Annotated in this window: 13 protein-coding genes; 12 read left to right on the top strand and 1 reads right to left on the bottom strand. The window is 60.6% G+C overall.

Features of this window, described 5'->3' with window-relative positions; genetic code table 11:
• Window positions 1-227 precede the first annotated feature (227 nt).
• The 12 genes from AC1ROR_RS21565 to AC1ROR_RS21510 all read left to right on the top strand — a co-directional run bounded on the left by AC1ROR_RS21565 (window position 228) and on the right by AC1ROR_RS21510 (window position 15,709).
• Window positions 228-1,256 carry a ketopantoate reductase family protein gene (locus AC1ROR_RS21565; protein ID WP_498590686.1) on the top strand — a complete coding sequence of 343 codons (1,029 nt, stop codon included), beginning with the start codon at window positions 228-230 and terminating at the stop codon, window positions 1,254-1,256.
• Between the two features lie 49 nt (window positions 1,257-1,305).
• Window positions 1,306-1,869, top strand: coding sequence for a TetR/AcrR family transcriptional regulator (locus tag AC1ROR_RS21560; RefSeq protein WP_035223834.1), 564 nt, complete (start codon window positions 1,306-1,308; stop codon window positions 1,867-1,869).
• An 11-nt stretch (window positions 1,870-1,880) separates the two neighbouring features.
• The gene (locus tag AC1ROR_RS21555; protein ID WP_035223836.1) at window positions 1,881-2,483 is read left to right on the top strand and encodes a 2-hydroxychromene-2-carboxylate isomerase; all 603 of its coding nucleotides are present in this window, start codon (window positions 1,881-1,883) and stop codon (window positions 2,481-2,483) included.
• 119 nt (window positions 2,484-2,602) lie between these two features.
• The gene (locus AC1ROR_RS21550; RefSeq protein WP_498590685.1) at window positions 2,603-3,994 is read left to right on the top strand and encodes an FAD-binding oxidoreductase; all 1,392 of its coding nucleotides are present in this window, start codon (window positions 2,603-2,605) and stop codon (window positions 3,992-3,994) included.
• An 18-nt stretch (window positions 3,995-4,012) separates the two neighbouring features.
• Window positions 4,013-6,322, top strand: a complete 2,310-nt coding sequence (locus tag AC1ROR_RS21545; RefSeq protein WP_498590684.1) for a molybdopterin-dependent oxidoreductase — start codon at window positions 4,013-4,015, stop codon at window positions 6,320-6,322.
• A 481-nt stretch (window positions 6,323-6,803) separates the two neighbouring features.
• A complete protein-coding gene (locus AC1ROR_RS21540) occupies window positions 6,804-8,453 on the top strand; it encodes an ABC transporter substrate-binding protein (protein ID WP_080840351.1) in 1,650 nt (549 codons plus the stop codon).
• A gap of 36 nt (window positions 8,454-8,489) precedes the next feature.
• Window positions 8,490-9,494: an ABC transporter permease gene (locus tag AC1ROR_RS21535; RefSeq protein ID WP_498590683.1), complete on the top strand. Its 1,005-nt coding sequence runs from the start codon at window positions 8,490-8,492 to the stop codon at window positions 9,492-9,494.
• Window positions 9,491-10,339 (top strand): ABC transporter permease, encoded by an 849-nt coding sequence (locus tag AC1ROR_RS21530; RefSeq protein ID WP_498590682.1) that lies wholly within the window; start codon window positions 9,491-9,493, stop codon window positions 10,337-10,339. The genes AC1ROR_RS21535 and AC1ROR_RS21530 overlap by 4 nt, the downstream gene beginning before the upstream one ends.
• Complete coding sequence (locus AC1ROR_RS21525) at window positions 10,318-12,051, top strand: dipeptide ABC transporter ATP-binding protein (protein ID WP_498590681.1); 1,734 nt, start codon at window positions 10,318-10,320, stop codon at window positions 12,049-12,051. Before AC1ROR_RS21530 ends, AC1ROR_RS21525 begins: the two co-directional genes overlap by 22 nt.
• Window positions 12,048-13,133, top strand: coding sequence for an LLM class flavin-dependent oxidoreductase (locus AC1ROR_RS21520; RefSeq protein ID WP_498590680.1), 1,086 nt, complete (start codon window positions 12,048-12,050; stop codon window positions 13,131-13,133). Before AC1ROR_RS21525 ends, AC1ROR_RS21520 begins: the two co-directional genes overlap by 4 nt.
• A gap of 176 nt (window positions 13,134-13,309) precedes the next feature.
• The gene (locus AC1ROR_RS21515) at window positions 13,310-14,413 is read left to right on the top strand and encodes an LLM class flavin-dependent oxidoreductase (protein WP_080838811.1); all 1,104 of its coding nucleotides are present in this window, start codon (window positions 13,310-13,312) and stop codon (window positions 14,411-14,413) included.
• 114 nt (window positions 14,414-14,527) lie between these two features.
• On the top strand, window positions 14,528-15,709 hold the full coding sequence (locus AC1ROR_RS21510; RefSeq protein WP_142173314.1) for an acyl-CoA dehydrogenase family protein: 1,182 nt from the start codon (window positions 14,528-14,530) through the stop codon (window positions 15,707-15,709).
• 27 nt (window positions 15,710-15,736) lie between these two features.
• On the opposite strand, the gene AC1ROR_RS21505 is transcribed toward AC1ROR_RS21510, so the two are convergent.
• Entirely contained in the window at window positions 15,737-17,257 is a 1,521-nt protein-coding gene (locus AC1ROR_RS21505) for an MFS transporter (RefSeq protein ID WP_498590679.1), read from the bottom strand.
• Between the last annotated feature and the right edge of the window lie 155 nt (window positions 17,258-17,412).

Here is a 17,412-nt window from a genome sequence, read left to right as displayed (position 1 = left end):
GGAATGAGGTGGCCGCAAAGCCTCCATATGCCAAATGATTTTCTACAAAATAAATAGAAAAAGAACGACCTGTCTTTCTTGACGCGGTTCTGATCCCTAGGCTAGCTGTCATCATTGGCCGCCTTCAGGGAGGGACGATGTTGAACGAAATCCTGTATCAATGCCGCAATCTCAACCGCTGCAATTGATGCCGGCGCAATATCGGTCCGGTTGAATTGGGGAAAAAGGTGACACGATACGTTATTATCGGCGCAGGTGCGGTCGGTGCGAGTCTTGCCGCGCAGTTCGAACTTTCCGGCATCAAATATGCTCTGGTCGGGCGCGGCGCACAGATTGCTTCCATTATCAAACAGGGCCTGAGCTATCAGAGGCCATCCGGCACGCAGCAGATAAGGCTGAACGCCTTTGATGTATCCGAACCGCCCGAACTGGCACTCGATGATATTCTGCTGCTGACCGTGAAGACGCAGGATGTGGTAGCCACGCTGGCGGACTGGTCATGGCGTCAGGTGCGGGGCGCGGAGGACGCGACGGCTGCGCAATTGCCGCTGGTTACCTTTCAGAACGGTCTGGCGACGGAAGCCCTGGCGCTTAGAACCTTCGCCAATGTCTATGGGGCCAGCATTCTGACCCCTGCCCGGTTTACGCAAACGGGCGCAGTGGCAGCAGCCGGCAATCCGCAGGTCGGCGTCGTCACCATAGGGCGTTTCCCTGCCGGTTCCGACGATACGGCGACGGAAATTGTCGCAGACCTTACTCGCGCCAACTATCTCGCGGAAACCAGCAACGATATCCACCGCTGGAAATCGACAAAACTCCTTCACAATGTCCGCAATGCGCTGGATCTGTTTGCAGGAGAAGACGGCCTGCGGGCCTCCATCGCCGAGGCACTGGTCCATGAGGCCCGTCAGGCGCTTGAAGCCGCAGGTTACAATCTCGCCTCTGCTTCCGAGCGGACCATCGATATTTCGAGCTGGAGCATCGCAGAAAACAGCGGCATAGAGCCTGGCCAGCAATCAACCTGGCAAAGTTTTGCCCGGGGCGCCTCCAGCGAGGTCGATTATCTCAACGGGGAAATCGTGCTGCTCGGGCGTCTGCACAACATTGCGACGCCTTACAACGAGGCTATCCAGTCCCTTGCCGGCAGGCTGGCGCATCAGGGCCGTTTCTCGAAGGCGGCGCCGCTCGATGCAATCCGGTCCCTTGTCCTGCAATTGCAGGATCGCGACAAAAACGGTCTCGCCGCCGCGCAATGACGCGGTCGATCCATTCTTCACATGAAAACCACCAAACTGAAGCGATAAAATGAGAGAAGCCATTCCAGATCAGATCCTCACCGCCGCCGGTGCGCTGTTTTACAACGAGGGTATCAGGGCAGTCGGGATCGATCGCATCATTGAAGAAGCGAAGGTCGCCAAGGCGACACTCTATCGACATTTTCCATCCAAGGATCACCTCGTTGCTGCCTATCTTCAGGATCGCCACGACCGTGTCATTCGCTCGCTGCAGGATGTTTTGACCGCAACGAACAATCCGAGGGACCAGATCCGGGTGATTTTCGAGCGGCTTTACGAGAAAGCCGACAGCCCCGAATTCAGAGGCTGCGCCTTTGCACTTGCGGTTGCCGAACACGGCGATTCCGATCGGGTCGTCACCGTGGCGAGAACCCATAAACGAATGGTACGGGACATCTTTGAGACGGTCATGTCCAAGACAGGGGGCCGGCCGGATCAGGCCGCATCTCACCTTTCGCTTCTTTACGAAGGCGCGCTCGCGACCGTCGCCGTCGGGCGCGATCCGCATGCCGTTCTCATCGCCCGGGACTGTGCGCTCTCGGTGTTCGATCTTGCAGCCGGCCAGGCATCCTGAGGAAACCAGATATGACAAAGACCATCGATTATTTCTTCGGCATCGGCTCCCCCTGGGCCTTCCTCGGCCTGGAGCCTTTCGCCGCCCTTGCCGGTGAACAGAACGCCACGATCCGGCCCCACATCATTCCGCTGATCGAGGATAATGGCGCGATCTATTCCCGTAACCGTCCGGAGGCGCGCCGTGCCTATTGGACGAAGGATTTAAAACGCTGGGCCGCGTTGCGCGGCAAGTCGCTGAACTTCGAAAACCGTGCCGCCCTTTCCGATCCTACCCCCGCAGGCTTCATGGTCATTGCCGCCATCGAGGCGGGCGAGGACTGGCTGAAGCTGACCAAGGCACTCCAGGGAGCCTTCTGGGAAGGCGGCGAAGACATCGGCAAGGCCGAGATTCGCCGTGCAATCGCGGACAAAGCCGGCTTCGACGGCAAGGCGCTGGATGAGCGCGGCGGAAGCGACGCCATCGCCGCCATCTGGAAAGCCAATTACGAAACCGCAAAGACAGCCGGCGTGTTCGGACTTCCGACATTCCGTTACGAGGGCGAACTTTATTGGGGGCAGGACAGCCTTCCCTTCCTTGAACGTCATCTCAAGGGCGAAAAACTGGTCGCCTGATCCTGTCGTGACCGGGTGCTCGCTGCCGCTTGGCTGCACCCGGTCTGCGGCTTTCTTCGGACCGTTCCTGTGGAGTTCCCCATGTCTCTCTTCCCGCCGTCCTCGCGCGGAGTGTCGCGATGAGCGCACTGCCTTCCGCTCTTTCGGACGCTTTGCGCAACCGTTTCGGCGAGCGCTTTTCCACCGCTCAGGCCTTGCGGGAACAGCACGGCCGTGGTGAATCCCACCATACGCCGGCGATCCCCGATGCCGTCGTTTTTGCCGAGAGCACGGATGATGTTGCGGAAACCGTCCGGCTTTGCGCCATTGAAGGTATTCCCGTCATCGCGTTCGGTACCGGCACCTCGCTCGAAGGCCATCTGACGGCGGTGCGCGGCGGCGTCTCGGTTGACCTGTCGCGCATGTCGAAAATCGTCCGCATCAGCGCAGAGGACCTCGACTGCACGGTGGAGGCAGGCGTCACGCGCGAACAGCTGAATACATATCTGCGCGACATGGGCCTGTTTTTCCCGATCGACCCCGGCGCCAATGCCTCGATCGGCGGCATGACCGCAACGCGCGCGTCGGGCACCAATGCCGTGCGTTACGGCACCATGCGGGAGAATGTGCTGTCACTCACGGTCGTCCTGCCCAATGGCCAGGTGATCCGCACGGGCGGGCGGGCACGCAAATCGTCAGCCGGCTATGATCTAACGCGGCTTTTCGTCGGCTCCGAAGGAACGCTTGGCATCATTACAGAAGTGACGTTGCGCCTTTACGGCATTCCGGAAACCATCTCGGCCGCGCTCTGCTCTTTCGAAGACGTCGAAAAGGCGGTTGCCGCAGCCATCACGGTGGTGCAGCTCGGCATTCCCGTCGCCAGAATGGAACTGATGGACCGTGGCCTGATCGAAGCCGTCAACGCCTATTCCAATCTTTCCCTCAAGGTCGAGGACACGCTCGCCTTCGAGTTCCACGGCTCGCCGGCCGGCGTTCAGGAACAGGTGGAGATGGTCGCCGCGATCGTGGAAGACAATGGCGGCAGGGATTTTGAATGGGCGAATGCGCCGGAGGACAGAAACCGCCTGTGGAAAGCCCGTCACAATGCGTTTTATGCCGTGGTCTCACAGCGCCCGAACGCCAGGGGCTGGTCCTCCGATGTCTGCGTGCCCGTCTCTGAATTAAGCGGCTGCATCGTAAAGACCCGTGAATTGCTGCGCGATTGCAGCGTACCCGCCGCCATTCTCGGCCATGTGGGCGACGGCAATTATCACGTGGTCTTCGCCGTCGACCCTGCCAACCAGACGGAACTCGATGAGGTGGCGGCAATCAACAAGAAGATGGTGCAGCACGCCATCTCGGTCGGTGGCACCTCCACCGGCGAGCACGGGGTCGGCACCGGCAAGATCGCTTATCTTCGGCAGGAACACGGTGATGCGGTTGATCTCATGGCCGTCATCAAAAACGCCATCGATCCGGCTGGCATCATGAACCCGGGAAAAATTTTGCCCGGCCGCCAAGAAACGCTCTGACCACGCGGGATTTCGCAGATGGATAATTACAGGACCCACAGCTCCCACTGGGGTGCGTTTTCGGGCAGCTACCGCAATGGCAAGCTCGATATCCGTCCGCATCCGGGTGATCCACACCCTTCGCCTTTGCTCGGTAACCTGCCGGCAATCGCTGACAGCAGCGCGCGCATCCGGCGCCCGGCGATCCGGCGTGGCTGGCTGGAGGGAAAACCCGATAACGCCAGAATGCGCGGTGCGGATGATTATGTGGAAGTCAACTGGCAGCAGGCGACGGATATCGTCGCAAAAGAGCTTCAGCGTGTTTACGCGGATTTCGGCCCGCAGGCCGTATTCGGCGGGTCCTACGGATGGTCGAGCGCCGGCCGCTTCCATCACGCGCAAAGCCAGGTTCACCGCTTTCTGAATGTCCTTGGCGGCTATGTGCGTTCCGTCAACACCTATAGTTCCGGCGCGGCGATGGTCATCATTCCGCATGTTCTCGGACCCTATGACCATTTCGACCGCAAGAGCGTGACCTGGGATGCGATAGAGCGCAGCAGCGAATTGATCGTCGCTTTCGGCGGTATGGCGCTCAGAAACACGGATGTGCATGGCGGCGGCAACAGCGTCCATATCGTGCCACAGAAGCTGAAAGGCGCATCTGCACGCGGCGCGCGCTTCGTGCTGATCAGCCCGCTGAAGGACGATTTTCCGAAGGAGCTGAATGCGCAATGGCTGCCGGTCACACCCGGCACCGATGTTGCGCTGATGCTCGGCCTCGCCCATGTTCTCGTCACCGAGGGCCTGCATGATCGCGAATTCATCGACCGCTATACTGTCGGCTATCAGCGTTTCGAGGACTACCTGCTGGGCCTGACCGATGGCGTCGCGAAAAGCCCCGAATGGGCGTCCGGCATCTGCGGCATCGGCGCCGACACGATAAAGGAACTGTCCCGCGCCATGGCGGACGCGAGGACATTGATCACCGTCAGTCATTCTCTTCAGCGCGCCGATTATGGCGAGCAACCCGTCTGGCTGGGCATTGTCCTGGCCGCCATGCTGGGCCAGATGGGCCTCGACGGCGGCGGCTATTCCTATTCCCTTGGCGCTTTGGGCAATGTCGGCAAGAGCCTGCTGGCCGTTCCCCTGCCGACACTCAATCAGTTCAAAAACCCGGTTGCGGATTTTATTCCCGTCGCACGCATCGCCGATATGCTGCTCAATCCGGGTGACGACTATGATTATAACGGCCAGAGGATGCGCTATCCCGATATCCGCCTGGTTTACTGGGCGGGCGGCAACCCGTTTCACCACCATCAGGACATCAACAGGCTGCGGGCGGCTTTCAGAAGGCCGGAGACCATCATTGTCCATGAGACCGCATGGACATCGTCCGCACGTCACGCCGATATCGTGCTGCCGGCGACAACAACGCTGGAGCGCGACGATATTGGCGCGGCCGACCGCGATCCCCTGATGATTGCGATGAAAAAGCTGATCGAGCCGGTTGGCGAGGCGAAGGATGACTATGAAATCTTCTCCGGGATCGCACGCCGCCTCGGCAAATTCGAAGCCTTCACCGAAGGCCGCAGCAGCCGGGAATGGCTTGCCTTCCTCTACGAAACGACGCGTGGGGCGCTCGCCGCCGGCGGGCACGAAGCGCCCGATTTCGAGACATTCTGGGAGCGTGGAGAGATTGGCCTGCCGCTAAAGCCGGATGATGGAGGGCCTGCACGGGCCTTCCGGGACGATCCGTCCACCTTCCCGCTGAAGACGCCATCCGGAAAAATCGAAATCTTCTCCGAGACGATAGAAGGTTTCGGTTATGATGATTGCGGCGGCCATCCGCAATGGTATTCCGGCAGAACGACATCGGAAGATGCGGCCCTTTATCCGCTGCATCTCATCTGCAACCAGCCGCATCAGCGGCTGCACAGCCAGCTCGACTATGGCGCTTTCAGCCGCTCCACAAAGATCAGGAGCCGCGAACCCGTGCGTATCAACCCCGAAGATGCCGCCCGTCGTGGCATTGCCGATGGCGATATCGTCCGGTTGTTCAACAGTCGCGGCAGTTGCCTTGCCGCAGCCGTTCTGAGCACGGATGTTCGCCACGGCGTGATGCAGCTGGCCACGGGTGCGTGGTTCGAAGCGCATGACCCGCAGGCAGAACATGCCATGTGCATTCATGGCAATCCGAACATCCTGACCCGCGATATCGGCACCTCGAAACTGGCGCAGGGTTCCACCGGCCAGATCACCAGAGTGGAGGTCGAGCGTTTCCTCGGGGAAGCGCCTCCGGTGCGGATTTTCGAAAAGATGGCATTTGCGAATGGCGTGACGGAGGGATGATCGCCGCCATCCGCCATGCCCACGGCCTTGATGTTTCGGCACAGCCAAAAAGCCCAGCGCGAGGGTGTCATCAGCCCCGGAAAAGCTGATCCTACCACCTTCGTAAACCGCGGCAAAATAATCCATTAATTCGATAGAAAAAGAACAACTGGTCTTTCTCCTTCTGGCTACCCTGCTACTTTATGCATCAAGATCCGAATTTCAAACAAAGGGACCGCGTCATGACCGCACGATGTATCAGCAAGCACGGCCTGCGATCGAATGAGCCGTCCATCGCTGAACGGTAACGGCGACACCGCAGCATCGGCCTGACTGTCCAACGGGATAAGGCAGGCACATTTTCCCGATTTCCGGGCCTTTGAACCTCGCGGCAGACTGCCCGCGTGAACGCCTTCCCATGCGCGCAATTGGCGGGCGTGAAGCGGCGGCGGCCCATGAAACCAGCAAGACAAGACACAACTCTACCAATCAGGATTTTTTAATGACGATACGTTCTTCCCTTTTTTCCTTCTCCCGCCGGGGCCTGCTGACGACCACTCTTGCAGGTGCAATCGCGCTTCTGGCGGCGACGGGGCCTGCTCCGGTCGAGGCAGCCGACACCCCGCGTAACGGCGGCGACATCACCTTCCTCATCGACTCGCTCGGCGATACCTGGATTCCGAACAACAGCGCCATCTCCAGCTTTCAGGGCCATATCTGGGGCCATGTGGCCGACAAGCTGCTTTATGTCGACGCAGACGGAAAAGTCAGCCCCTGGCTTGCCGAACGCTGGGAGCAGAACGACAACGCCACCGAATTCACGCTTCATCTCAAGAGCGGCGTAACCTTCTCCGACGGTACGCCCCTTGATGCGGCAGCAGTCGTTGCCAATCTCGACATCTGGTATGCCGGCCGCAAGGCCGAAGGCATCAACCCGATCGGTCTCTTCCCCAAGACCTATGACCGTGCCGAAGCGGTGGATGCAACGACGGTGAAGGTCTTCTTCAAGAAGCCGACACTCGGCTTTATTCCCACACTCGGCTATCACGGCTCCATCCTGATCTCCCCGAAGACAATCGCACAGCCCGCCACCCAGCAGGCGGACCTCAGCAAAACCTCCGGCAGCGGCCCCTATGTCGTCGAATCCTGGAAGGAAGGTGACTACGTCAAGCTGGTTAAGCGCAAGGATTACAATTGGGGTCCGGCAGCCGTCGGCCACACGGGCCCGGCCTATCTTGATTCCATTACCTATAAACTTGTGACGGAACCTTCACTGCGTGTCGCCTCGGTCCAGTCCGGTCAGGCCGATGTCGCCTACAATGCCTCTCCCCAGGAGTTGAAATCCCTGCACGAGGAAGGCTTCACGGTCGCAACGCCACGCTACCTCGGCTTCGTTAACGGCTGGGCCGTCAACACCAAGCTTCCTCCCTATGATGATGTGAAGGTTCGCCAGGCGCTTCAGGCCGGCGTCAATCGTCAGGAAATCATCGACACCGTCTATACGCCCGACTGGAAACTCGCCGCATCCTTCATCCAGAGCAATGTGCCGGGAGCGACCGATCACAGCGATCTCCTTGCCTATGATCCGGCCAAGGCCGAAAAGCTGCTCGACGAGGCCGGCTGGGTCAAGGGCGCCGACGGCATCCGCACAAAGGACGGCAAACCGCTCGCGCTGACGATCCATTCCAATCCCTATCTTGCCACATCGAAGTCTGTCGATGAGCTCATTGCCCAGCAGCTCGGCAAACTTGGCTGGAAAGTCACCATCCGCTCTTACGACGTCGTGACCTACGGCGAAAAGGTCAAGTTCGGTGGCGCCGCCGTTCCGACCTATGAGGTGACGCGCAGCTTCATAGACGCGGGAACGGTCGCCAGCATTCTCACCAACGCCAATAATGGTGAGAACTGGTTTGCGCTCGACGACCGCGACGCGACACTCAACGGATTGCGCGACAAGATCGCCGGCGCAGGCTCCTTCGACGAGCGCAGCCCGCTTCTCGACCAGCTGCAGAAATACGTGCTCGAGCAGGGCTATTTCATTCCGAGAACCCAGATCGTGCAGCGGATTTACGTGCAGTCGCCGAAGCTCAAGGGCGAGGTCTATAACGGCGTCGCTTACGCCAGCTACTACACCGCTTCCCTCAGCGACTGATCCGCATCATCGAGCAACGTGAAGGAGAGCACCGGCATGAGCAATGCCTACCTAACCTACGCCGCAAAACGGCTTGGCCAGGCGGTCGTCGTCATACTGCTGGCTTATGTCTTCACCTTCGTGGTCGTCAGCATCCTGCCTGGCGACCCGATAACCAGTGTGCTGCGCAACCCGCAGAACGGGTTTACCGAACAGGAAATCGCGGAAATCATCGCCGCGCAGGGCCTCGACAGGCCAGTAATCGTGCAACTCTGGTCGTCACTGTCAGGCTTTCTGACCGGCGATCTGGGCATCTCGATGCGCTCCAACCGGCCCGTTGCGACCTTGATCGCCGAGGTGCTGCCTTCCACCCTGGTGCTGGCATCCACGGGACTTGCCGTCGCCCTGTTTCTGGCGATGGCGGTTGCCTATGGAACCCAGGTCATTCCGAAACGCTATGGCCAGGGATTGCTCCGGGGTTTTCCTTCGCTGTTTCTATCAACACCGAATTTCGTGATCGGCCTGATACTCATACATCTCTTTGGCTTCCAGCTGCGCCTTTTCCGCGTCATCGAGCCTGATAGCTTCTGGGCAACGCTGTTTGCCGCAATCACGATCGGAATTCCCTTTTCCGCACAGATCGCCGAAGTGCTTATCGCAAATCTCGACAAGGAGGCGGAACAGGAATATGCGGCCGTCGCCCGCAGCCGCGGCATCGGACAGGCGCGGCTGTTTGCGCAGCATCTGCTCAAGCCGGCCTCCTTACCCGTCGTCACCGTTATCGCCATTACCGTCGGAGAACTGATCGGCAATTCGCTGATCACCGAAACGGTCTTCGGACGAACCGGTCTCGGCAGCCTGGTGCAGCGTTCGGTGAGCACGCAGGACCTGCCTGTCCTGCAGGCGATCGTTTCTCTCGGTGCCGTGGTCTTCGTCCTCGTCAATCTGATTGCCGATCTGCTTTATCCATTGCTCGATCCGCGCGTGAAAATCCTCGATGGGCAAAAACGTCGCCCGACCATCGCCGATGAAACATCCACCACCAAGGCGGTGACCCCATGACCTTCTCTTCAAACCCTTACCCGCCGGGCACGAGCCTCGCCGACCGGCTGGCGGGCTTTCGGATACCGGTAACCGTGGCGCTGTCTTTCGCCATCATCACGCTAGTGATCGCCTGGTCGCTCGCGCCCGGCCTCTTTACCAGCCATAGCCCGATCAACGGAGTTCCTACGGACAAGCTGCTTGGGCCAAGTCTCGAGCACTGGTTCGGCACCGACCACCTCGGCCGCGATCTCTATGCCCGCGTCGTTTATGGCACCGCCTCCTCCGTCTCGAGCGCCCTCGTCGCAGTGATCATCGGCGTGTTCGCCGGCGGTCTCATCGGACTTCTGGCGGGCTTTCTCGGCGGTTGGGTCGATGTCGTCCTCGCCCGGCTGGTCGATGTGTTGCTGGCAATTCCAAAATTCCTGCTGGCCGTCATCGTTGTTACCGCCATCGGCTTCGAGACAATCAATGCCGCAATCGCCACCGGTGTCTCGGCCGTCGCCGTCTTCGCCCGCGTTACGCGTGCAGAGGTCATCAAGACGCGACAGGCGACATTCGTGGAGGCCTCCTTCCTGCTCGGCGGCTCGCGCTGGTTCATTCTTCTGCGCCACGTCCTGCCCAACGCATCACGCTCGGTGCTGCCGCTTGCCGTGCTGCAATTCGGCGAGTCGATCCTCGTGATCGCCAGCCTTGCCTTTCTCGGATACGGCGACCCGCCGCCCGCCTCCGACTGGGGCCTGCTGATCTCGATCGGCAAGGACTACCTCAAATGGCCGTGGCTGGTATACGCCCCCGCCTTCGTCACAATCGCGACCGTCCTCTCTGTAAACAGGATCAGCCGATGGCTACGCAAGACAGACTGACCACAACGATCGACCGCTCCATCGCCTTTGCGGGCAGACCGCAGCAGGCTCCCGCCCCGCTCCTGCGCGTCGACGACCTCTCAGTTGCCTATGGGCGGCAGGAAGTCGTCAGCAATGTCGGTTTCGAACTCGGCCGTGGCAAGAGCCTTGCCCTCATCGGCGAGTCCGGTTCCGGCAAATCGACGATAGCCCGCGCGGTGCTTCGGCTTTTGCCGAGCGGAGGATACGCCACGGGTCGCGTCACCTTCGGCGGTCAGGAAATATTGGCTTTGCCGGAGCGCAGCTTCAGGCCGCTGCGGGGACGCGCAATCGGCTTCGTCCCGCAGGATCCCGGCAATTCGCTCAATCCTGTCAGGACAATCGGTGCGCAGGCGATGGAGGCGGCAGCCCTCCTCGATGAACCTGACAAGGCGATCCGGAAGGCCCTCATTCTCGAGACCTTCGCGCAGGTGGGGCTCGACAACCCGAATGTTGTCTACGATTCCTACCCGCATCAATTATCCGGCGGCATGCTGCAGCGTGTACTCATCGGGCTTGCGGTGCTGCCCCGCCCATCTCTGCTGGTCGCCGATGAACCGACCTCGGCACTGGATGTCACGATCCAGAAACGTATCCTCGACCTGCTTTCACGGTTGCAGCATGAGCTGGATATCAGCCTGCTCCTCATCACCCACGATCTGGCGATTGCCGCCGAGCGAGCAGATTCGCTGGTGGTCCTGAAGGGCGGCACCATCCAGGAGGCCGGAAGCACCGCCTCGGTCTTTTCCGCGCCCGCTTCCGCCTATGCAAGGAAACTGCATGCCGATGTCCCGGCCCTCAATCCGGACCGTTATGCCCGCCTGCGTGACCCAGGTTTCCGGCTGCTAAAGGCCGAAGCCGCCACGGAGCGGAAGATCGAGCTCAAAGCCGTCACCAAGAATTTCCGGGTCGGCGACCGGGTACTGACGGCGGTCAACAACGTATCTTTCAACGTGCCCGCCGGCACCACCCATGCCTTGGTCGGCGAGTCCGGCTCGGGCAAGACGACGACCATCCGGCTGCTGCTCGGCCTCGAAGAGCCCGATACCGGCACGATATCAGTAGCCGGCGAAGAGTTGGCCGGCCGCTCCCACGCATCGCTGCGTGCAACATGGCGGCATCTCCAGTTCGTTTACCAGAACCCTTTCACCTCTCTCGATCCCACATGGACCGTGGAGCAGCTGGTGCGCGAACCGCTCGACCGTTTCAAGATCGGAACCCGTGCGGAACGGCTGGAGAATGTCCGCGAGGCTCTTTCCAATGTGGGGTTGGGCGAACACCTGCTCACCCGCAAACCGGCGGCGCTTTCGGGCGGGCAGCGCCAGCGCGTTGCCATTGCCCGGGCGCTGGTTCTCAAGCCGGATGTAATCGTGCTCGACGAGCCAACCTCCGCGCTTGATGTCAGCGTTCAGGCCGACATTGTCGACGTGCTGTTGTCGTTGCAGGCAAAGCTCGGTCTGACCTATGTTTTCGTCTCCCATGACCTCGCACTGGTGCGCCAGCTCGCCCATACCGTTTCGGTGATGCAGCGCGGGCGTATCGTCGAGCACGGAACGGTTCTCGATATCTTCGACAATCCGCAGCATCCCTATACCGCGTCACTGCTGGAATCGATCCCGTCCGGCGCCGCCGCCATGGCCCGTGCGCCACAGGCTCTGCCCCGGCGGGTTCTCGACAAGGAAAAGATCGCATGACCATCGCCGCACCCGCCGATACTCTGCCTGCGCCCTTCCGCCCCAAACGACGGCTCGGATTCAACACCCGGGTCTCCTTTAACGACGATGCCGGACCGGCGCAGGGGCTGCGTGAAGGCATCGAACTCTTCAAGGCCGCCGAACAACTGGGCTATCAGTCTGGCTGGGCCTATCAGCGGCATTTCGATCACTATCTATCCTCGCCGCTGCCGTTCTTTGCCGCAGCCGGCCAGCACACCCATCATATCACGCTGGGTTCAGCGGTCATCCCGATGCGTTATCAGGATCCGATCCTGCTCGCCGAAGCAGCCGGCACCACTGACCTCCTGATTGACGGGCGGCTGGAACTTGCCATCTCGACCGGTGCAAACGCCACTTTCGATGCGGTGTTCGGCACGGTCGACACCGATGCCCGCACGGAGGCCAGGCACCGCCAGACACGCTTTCTTTCGGCAATCGCGGGCGATGTCCTGCACCGTGTCGAAGGGGGGCAGTCCAACCCGGAGGGCACCGAACTGCGTGTAACGCCGCACAGCCCGACGCTTCGCACGCGTATTCGCCAGGGCGCGGCAAGCATCGGCTCGGCGGTGCAGGCGGCAGAACTCGGCATCGGCCTCATCTCGGGAACCGTCCAGCACGATCAGGCCGAAGGCGAGAGTTTCGGACAGTATCAGGCGCGGATCATCGAGGCTTTCCGGTCCACATGGCGCAAGACATGGAAAACGGAACCGCCGCCGGTTGCCGTCGCCGCCTCCATTCTGGTCGGCACCACGACCGAACTTCGGGAAAAATACGCTGCCTATGATCTGGAGCGGCGCACCAAGGGTATCGCCGCCTCTCGCCCCAAAGGCGCCCTCGAACAGGCAGCCCAGCCGGCGGGCTACAAGATTTCGCCGGTCTTTCAGGGCACGCCCGATCAGGTGCTGGAAGCGGTGTTCAACGATCCGGGCCTTGCGGCAGCCGATGAGGTCGTGCTGTTTTTGCCACCAGCCTTCGGTCTTGCCGAAAACATCCAGCTGCTGAGCGATCTCGCAAGCACGGTGGCGCCGAGCCTCGGCTGGTCGCCCATCTCCTCTTCCTGAGATAACGAGCCGATCGGCGCCAGGGGTTAAGACAGCAGACCACGGCGGTCACCGGTCCTATATCGAAGGCCGTCTCAGGGAATATTTTCTACATATTCCATAGAAAAAGAAAGACCTGTCTTCCTCGTTAATCCGCCGCATCCTAACATGCCCGCATTGAACCTGAAGGAGCCCCCATGGCCGCGGAATTTATTAGCGTTAGTTTTCCCAATGCGTCGAACGACCTGAACCCTCTGCCCGATGCGCCCGTGGATCCCGTTTTTCTGGAGCGCTACGCGCGTGCGCTCGATGATTACGGTTTCAACTATACGCTGATCCCCTACTCCTCCTCGTCCTTCGATCCGTTCACGCTTGGCGCCACGGTGCTCGCCCACACGAAAAACATCAAGATCATCGTCGCGCTGCGGCCGAATACGGTTTATCCCACGGTCGCCGCCAAATCGCTCGCAACGCTCGACCAGTTGAGCGGCGGACGTGTCGTGGTGCACTTCATTGCCGGCGGCAGCGACGAAGAGCAGGCGCGTGAAGGCGACTTCCTCAACAAGGAAGAACGTTACGAGCGTCAGGAGGAATATATCCGAATCCTGCGTCTGGCCTGGACCTCCAAGGAGCCCTTCGACTTCGATGGAAAATATTACCAGTTCAAGCAGTTCCGCAGCGCCGTGCGCCCGACCAACGGACTTATTCCGATTTCGCTCGGCGGCTCTTCGGATGCCGCCTATCGCATCGGCGGTTCGCTCTGCGATATCTTCGGGCTCTGGGGTGAGCCGCTTGCTGAAACCAAGCAGCAGATCGAGCGGGTCTATGCCGAAGCCGCAAAGGCGGGCCGCACGGATCGCCCCCGTATCTGGGTCACATTCCGGCCGATCGTCGCCGAGACGGATGAGCTTGCCTGGGAAAAGGCCCACAGAACTCTCGATCGATTGAACGAGAACCGCCAGAAAGGCGTCACCCGCGCACCGCTCAATGCGCCACGCCCGGCCAATGTCGGTTCGCAACGGCTTCTGGAGATCGCCGCACGCGGTGACGTGCATGACCGCGCCCTCTGGTATCCGACAGTAACGGCCACCAATGCCAGCGGCGCCACCACGGCGCTGGTCGGCTCGCCACGCACCATCGCGGATTCCATACTCGATTATATCGACCTTGGTGCCGACCTGATCTCGATCCGGGGTTACGACAATTACAATGATGCGGTGGATTATGGCCGCTACATCCTGCCGCTTGTCCGTGAAGGCATTCGCGAACGGGAAGAGGCGAAGAAAAAGACCGCAGCCTGATGCCGCAATCCGGCCCGGTCATCTGGCCGGGCATTTTTTCAAGTGCAGACGGAGCCAGTCGTCCCTGTCGGGGACATGGCGCTTTCCTCCATAGCCAGAGAGCCTCGACAACGCATGTCCCATGACACAACCGTCCTCGACGCAACCGTGCGCGTCCTTGAGCAGGCCGCACCGGATGCGGACCAGACCGGCCAGTTCCCCTGGACGGGTATCCGCGCCGTTCATGAAAGCGGCCTCCTCGAAAGCACGGTTGCGACACGCTACGGCGGTCAGGGTGCCACGCTTGCCGATACCGCCCACATTCTGGCGGCGCTTGGCCGGGGCGATCCTTCCGTGGCTCTCATCAGCGCCATGACGATCTTTACCCATCTCGGTCAGGCCGCGAAAAACCACTGGCCGGAAGATCTCTACAGGCGGCTTCTGGCGGACGCGAAACAAAAGCCGCTGCTGCTCAATGCCGCGCGCGTCGAACCGGAATTGGGGTCGCCGGCGCGGGGCGGTCTGCCCGCGACACTTGCCCGCCGGACAAAAACCGGCTGGTCGATCACGGGCCGCAAGCGTTTCGTGACGGGTGCATATGGCCTCACGCATTTTCTTGTCTGGGCGCATACCGACGAAACACCGGCGCGGGTGGGAACATTCGTGGTGCCGAACGGCTTGCCGGGCATCAAGGTCATCGAGAACTGGCAGAGCCTCGGCATGCGCGCCACCGGATCGCATGACGTCGACTATGCCAATGTCGAAATCCCGGCGGAAAACGTCATCGACCTCGTCGATCCATCGGTGGCCCAGCAGGACAACCGGGCGCATGCCGCCATTACACTGGCCTTGACAGCGCTCTATCTTGGCGTGGCCGAAGCCGCTCAGGCCAAATTCATCCGCTTCGCGCATGAGCGCGTGCCGGCCAATCTCGGCCATCCCATCGCCCGCACCGAACGTTTCATCACGCTTTCAGGCGAAATCGACCTTCTGGTCTCCGGCGCCCGCCAGATCATTTTCGGTACACTCGAAAACAATAATGGCGATGCGGAAGGCTTCATCAGGGCAAGGCTGCTTGCCGGCCGGCAGCTGCGCGATGCCGTTGAGATCGCCGTGCGCGGCATCGGCAATCCCGGTCTTGGAAGCGAATTGGGGCTGGAACGGCATTTCCGCGACATTCAGACAGTGCTCGTCCATGCGCCGCAGGAAGACACGTCGATTGCGATTCTGGGCCGCGCCGCCTTTGGCCGCTGGAGCCGCGACGAGAATGCGGCCGCCCAGCCCGCAGCGGCGTTGCAAATCCTGAAAACCGCCTGATCTATCGGCCCCGCGCAAGGCAATTCCCTAAACGTGGACAGGTTTTTGCGCCGGGCCAAAGACCACAAAGCTGAGAGCCGCGAGCAGCCAGACGCTGATGCAGGCATAAAGCATGACCAGACCGAAACCGTCTGTGAGTGCCTGATGGACAAGTGCACCCGAAACACGCTCTGCCGACGACCCCGCGGTTCCCGCCGCGATCTTCTCCGCGAGGGAACGCAGGTCATCGGTATCAGGACCGGACGGCAAATTGGCCCTGAGCGACGACCACACGCCCTCAACCAGAATGAAGCCCATGATCGGGATATTGATGGCGAGCGAGATCATTCTTGCGCTCATGTCGATGCCGGAGGCCATGCCGGAACGGGTGGCAGGGACGGCGCCCGTCGTCGTATTGGTCACCGGCGTGTTGGTAAGGCCAAGCCCGATGCCGGACAGGATGCAGCCGGGCAGCATGGTCAGCCAGCTCGCATTTGCAGCACCGCCGCCAAGTTTCATCAGCATGAAACCCAGACCGATGGTGAACAGCCCGGCCGGGATGACAAGGCGGGGTTGATAACGCAATGACAGACGCTCCGCCAACGGTGGCACGACCAGCGCCGGCAGCGTGTAGGCAAGCAGACCGAGACCGGCGGTGACACTGTCATAACCAAGACCCGCCTGAAACCAGATCGGCAGATAGATCATGAACGGCCAGAAGCTGATATTCATCGCCGCCGAGCCGATGATCGCGCCGGAAAAGGGCCGGATACGGAACACGGAAAAATCGAACATCGGCCTTGGCGTGAGCTTTTCCACGATGACGAAGGCGATGAAGCTCGCAACCGCGACACCAAGGATCAACAGCGCCTCTGCACTGGCAAAACCGAGTTCAGGCCCCTGTGTGATAAAAAAGGCAAGGCAAAACACCGCAACCGACAGCGTGGCAATGCCGGCAAGATCAAGGCGCGTCGCCTCCGGGTCGCGCGATTCCCTGACACCGCCCATGGCTAGCAGCAATGTGACGATGCCGAGCGCCACGTGAACGAGGAAGACCCATTCCCAACTCCAGAGGGCGACAATCGCGCCACCGATGATCGGCCCGAAACCCAGCCCAACACCTGAGATAATACCCCACCAGCCGAACGCCATGCCGCGCTCACGGGCCGTGCGGAACTGGTGTGAGAGAATGGCGATCTGGCACACCAGCATCGCCCCGCCGCTCAAGCCCTGAAGAAAACGTGCGCCGATCAGCACCGCCACGCTTTCCGTCATGCCACAGGCGAAGGAGGAAAGGGCGAAAGCGATGATGCTTGCGATGAAGACGCGTTTGCGGCCGAAGCGATCAGCCAGCGCACCGGTTGCCATCAGCACCATCGTCACGCCGATCGTATAGGCGTTCATGATCCATTGAAGCTGCCGGAAATCCGCATGCAGCACCTGTTCGAGTGTCGGCAGGATTGCCGGCACGCTGGAGATTTCCAGCCCGAACATCAGGGCGGAGAGACACACAGCAGCAAGCGCAAGCGCGCTTCTGCTGGCGGTTGGGGCGGTAACGGCAAAGGTCACTTCTTCAGCCTTTCGTGGTTCACACCGTAGCGGCGAAATCCGGCCATGACGAAGGCTCGCCCGCTACGGTGGATATGTTGCAGAGCCGAAGGCAAATTAGTGAAAGCTTGACCATAACTGAATTGGATGCTTGGATATTTCAGAGACAACAAATT

This window comes from Agrobacterium sp. GW821-FHT14E08 (assembly GCF_058803865.1).
This window is presented reverse-complemented; position numbering and strand designations above follow the sequence as displayed.